Here is a 4300-nt window from a genome sequence, read left to right on the forward strand (position 1 = left end):
TTATATGAAAGATACCAGCGGACATGAAGCATGATGATCTGGCGCTCAAAACAATGTCCTTTGGTGTCAAAAAGCATGAGCCGCCCTCCCAAGGTTTCCCGGAGAATACCACGGGCTTACCCAGGCGCAACACAACCTGAAGTTGACCACACCACCATCTACCGCTGGGTCATCAAGTTCACGCCAGGGCTGGAAAAGGCTGTACGCCGGCTCAAGCGGCCTTCAGGCAAAAGCTGGTTCTTGGTTGAAACTTATATCAAGGTCAAAGGCAAGTGGAAATACCTCTACCGGGCCGTGGATAAGGAAGGCGATACCGTGGACTATTTGCTCACGGCAAAGCGTGACCGGAAAGCCGCACAACGCTTTCTGTCCATGGCAATCAAGTCAAACGGTGAACCGATAAAAATCACTATCGACAAAAGCGGAGCCAACACATCTGCGATCAATGACTATATTGGCGACGCTGGAGCCGATATCGAAATTCGTCAGAACAAATATTTGAACAACATTATCGAGCAGGACCATAGGCCCATCAAGCAGCTATGCAGAGTCACCTTGGGCTTTGGGAAGTTTCGAACGGCAAGGATTACAATTGGTGGCTTTGAATCGATGAGAATAATTCGAAAACGGCAAGTCAGAGCAGAGGGTGATACCTCTGCAGAGATCTTCTATTCCCTGGCTGCATGATCGTTCGCCAATCCGTGCTTCCCCTCGCTCAGCTTCTGCAAACGCAACACAACCGCTGAACGCCGCCTGCCAGGACTGCGGACGCTTTTCCATTGCGATTTGGAGCGGCCAAACCGCATGTCCTCACTGCGGCAGCAGTTTTTCGATCCGTCGGAAGGGGATCTAACGTTCAGGCTTTGCAGGGACCGAAGCGGAAGGCAAAGTTCGGAGCTCGAGTCAAAAAACCTTCAACCTCTTGAAGACTTGAATTGGTTGCAACTCGCAGTGTGGTTTCAATGAGGATATTAAATGGAACTGCCATTGCCTCTTTCGAGCAAGGAGGGTCTGAAATGGTTGGAGTCATTGTATCGAGAGTGGCCTCAAAAGGCCCATTTCTGGGACCGATGATGAGCTTCTCATAGCGGTAAACGTACTGCAGAGCGCTTACTGTCTCAACTTTTATAGAGTAATCGACGCTATCGACGCTAGCCAGGACCGCCGATCCCAGAACCTTGAGCGAATCCACGTTAAGATCCACCCAATACCCAGGCGGAGCGGTTACCTGCCCGCGTACGGTACAGGAGATTCTTGATGCGGCGGAGCACTTGGCAATAATGTCGCCAATTTCACCCAGCTGGACGGTAAATGAGTTCCTGCCGGGAATATTGGTTTGATAAGCAGGGCATTCTGTTGGGACTTTTGAGTCATCGATAAGCCGTGCAAGGGTAATATCGGCAGGTTGAACGGGAGTTCCATCAGCCGAAGCAGGCTCTTCCTTTTTGGGATCTGGTTCGGATGCTGATGATGTAGGGGTCGAATCATTCGTGGATTCTGAGGTGGCCGGCAAAGCCTCCTTACCCTCTATCTCATGGGATGGCGCCCGACGTGGCGTGCAGGCAAGCACGAAAGCACCACCAAGAATAATTGAAACGACCGCGTTTGGCGTCACTATGAAAGTTCCTCTAACATATTTTGTAACGCTTATATCGGTGCGTTTCGCGTTTTCCCAATAATCCAGGTGCAGGGTTATATAGTCCAAGTGCAGGCGAGACTCCGGCTCAGGAAAAAAAACGCCCAACGCGCAAGGGCTGGGCTATGGACAAAGGACAATGGGGGGGACCGAACTTTTTCACCGCGGGGTGCATTTAGATTGAAAAGACAAAGTAAAGTTTTCTTAACCAGACTTGCCCGGTCAATAACCCTTATCGCAAAGCAGCATTTTTTAGACGTCTTATGGCTTCCATTCGCAGGCGTTTCGGTGCGAATTAAGCGAGCCTAGGCACTCAAAAGGCAACTGAGATTCAGGCAAAGTCAAGGTTACGAGTGTCCCAAAGATGCTGAGAAGTATTACACTAAAGTATTACCTTGCAAAAACGCGTAATAAGCTATATTGGCATCTTTATTGAAGTAGCAAACGGTAATTTAGAGCCATCAAACATTAAGGAGGGCAAGGCGTGCATAAGCTTTTACTTAAAGCCTTATTAAACACCAGCAAATGCGAGGTCAAATTTTTGCATGGCGTCGACCTCGAAAAGTTTTTGGATCGTGGCCAAATAGTCGACGGCGTCAGATATCCAACAGGATACATCAGTGAACAAGGCGAAGCCTGGGGCATTTATCATCAAGGAGCCTTGATTGGTGGGTACGTTGTTGCGGTCAAAGGGCCCTTCCGTACAACAACCGGCCTTCGGGCTCATGGTATCAAGCACTACTATCGTGATGAAGAAATGATTGAACTGGGCGGTGTATGGGTGGAAAAGGAATTCAGGCAGAAGAAGTACACTACGTGCCTGTGGCTCCATATGGTGTCCCGGATTAAAGATCACAACCGGCCGTTTGTAATTTATGGATATAACCTCCAGAGGAGTGGCCTGCAAAAGCTCTACGCTGCAGGCAAACCTGACGTCCTTTTTCGAGGCCAGTCGTTGGGAAATTCGAGTGTAAAAACGCATTCCACAGCCTCTATAGAAGTCGTAAACGTCCGCAAGGCCCTTTCTGCAATGATCTTAAAATCAATCGGTCGCGCATTTACGATTTTTCTGGTAAAGTCCAGAGAAAGCAGGTCATTACCAGCCAAGGACGGTGCCGTTGAGACCATTGAAGTCAATCGAGGAATTCTTTCAGAGTAGTCCTCTACCCGAGCAATTCATTCGGAACTATAGAGACGAAATTATTGATCACCTGGATGAAAGAGCGTTTCAAAGAGCGTATCTCGGAAAATTCAAATACTTTCTAATCTTCTATCCGCTTGCAGTTGGAACCCTGAACTATGGAAAAAGCGGTGATCTGGTAACACTTGTATATTGGAGCTTGTTTTCGCTTGCGACAGCAATCACCATCCGTGTTGGTAGCAGAAGAAAATCCGCTCTCAATGTTAAGTCTGCGAAGTATTTTCTGGAATTTGTTACTGGTCTTTCGATTGTTTTGACTGCCATTCTCTCAGGTCATGTTGAATCGATGGGACTTGTCACTCGCGGTGGACCCATCCAATTTTCTTTTATAATTCAGGCAGCAAATCCATACTGGTTTGATCGTGAAAAGCTAGTCCTTCGTGGACTGGTTTATGGAATCATGTCGTATTTTTTTGCTGCGCATTTCTTTCCGGATTTTTACACAATACTCATCTCACAGGTCCTCATTGGTGTGCCTGCAAGCATCTTTGTTACACTGGCGCTGCACTCGGGCGAAGTCGCACAGGTGAATATTAAAGCACTGGCGGACAAAGAAAAAGAAGCCTTGGAAATCGATAGGACACACGGTTGGAGGCAACTAAGCAGGCTTATTTATCCTCACCAACATCATCTTCTTAAAATTGGGCACGTTCTTGAAGAGACAATGAACCTTGAAAGAAAAGAGGCTATCGTATCAGAGTTTGACATCAAGGACTCCGCATCCATAGTCCAGATACCCGGCTATGACTTGCACAAAGGCAATTTATTCAAAAACATTTCTCAAGAGTATATCTTTAGAAACTATAAGTTTTCCCAGGGCTGGGAGGACTTGAGAACACCTTTATCAGACGGATATTTTTTCAAGGATACAGGGGACGGGTTTATCTACACAGTTGGCCATCCGTTCCGCTCAGAGCACCCTAACCACGCCGAACAGTCAATAAAGATGGCATTCGACATAATCGTTTTCTCGAAGATGTATCTGCAAACAAACTTGGGCGCGAATCCTTTCATATGTGTTGCAATTGTGAGAAGCATGGTGCAGGGTTTATGGAAGTCATCAAATGTTACAGACTTTGATTTTACCGATCGCAGTGTCATACCAGTAGCGCGGCTAGGTTCTTTTCGGCGAGAGCTCGAAAACAAGGGCGCGATTAAGAGAGTATCATCACAGATTCTCATCAGCGAGGATGTGTATGTGTGTTTGGTCGGATCCAAAAATCTCTTTAAAGAAATTGATATAGTGTCGCTGGGACTCCGCTTACGGGGATCAGATGCAAGATATGTTTACGTCCACGACGTGGAATAGTTTACAACTGCTCGGCGTCGGGGTCAGCAATAAGCCAAGGTCTAACTCGACCTCGCCGGGGATTTTTCAGGCTTCTGCTTCTTCATAGGGTTGTGTTGCGCCTGGGTAAGCCCGTGGTATTCTCCGGGAAACCTTGGGAGGGCGGCTCATGCTT

The 4300-nt window shown here is 47.5% G+C and carries 4 protein-coding genes; 3 read left to right on the forward strand and 1 reads right to left on the reverse strand.

The genetic code is table 11. The features are described 5' to 3' along the window. Positions 1–75 precede the first annotated feature (75 nt). The gene (locus tag VE954_RS36710) at positions 76–687 is read left to right on the forward strand and encodes an IS6 family transposase (protein ID WP_324962513.1); all 612 of its coding nucleotides are present in this window, start codon (positions 76–78) and stop codon (positions 685–687) included. 169 nt (positions 688–856) lie between these two features. On the opposite strand, the gene VE954_RS36715 is transcribed toward VE954_RS36710, so the two are convergent. Continuing rightward, positions 857–1744, reverse strand: coding sequence for a hypothetical protein (locus VE954_RS36715; protein WP_324962515.1), 888 nt, complete (start codon positions 1742–1744; stop codon positions 857–859). Positions 1745–2120: 376 nt separating this feature from the next. Between VE954_RS36715 and VE954_RS36720 the strand changes: the two genes are divergently transcribed. Continuing rightward, the gene (locus VE954_RS36720; protein ID WP_324962517.1) at positions 2121–2795 is read left to right on the forward strand and encodes a hypothetical protein; all 675 of its coding nucleotides are present in this window, start codon (positions 2121–2123) and stop codon (positions 2793–2795) included. Next, positions 2755–4146 carry a hypothetical protein gene (locus tag VE954_RS36725; protein WP_324962519.1) on the forward strand — a complete coding sequence of 464 codons (1392 nt, stop codon included), beginning with the start codon at positions 2755–2757 and terminating at the stop codon, positions 4144–4146. The genes VE954_RS36720 and VE954_RS36725 overlap by 41 nt, the downstream gene beginning before the upstream one ends. Positions 4147–4300 lie beyond the last annotated feature (154 nt).

Source organism: Oligoflexus sp. (genome assembly GCF_035638955.1).
GTDB lineage: Bacteria > Bdellovibrionota_B > Oligoflexia > Oligoflexales > Oligoflexaceae > Oligoflexus.

Coding starts and splice junctions, on each gene's coding strand:
- VE954_RS36710 (WP_324962513.1), top strand. CDS start 76: ATGAGCCGCCCTCCCAAGGTTTCCCGGAGAATACCACGGGCTTACCCA.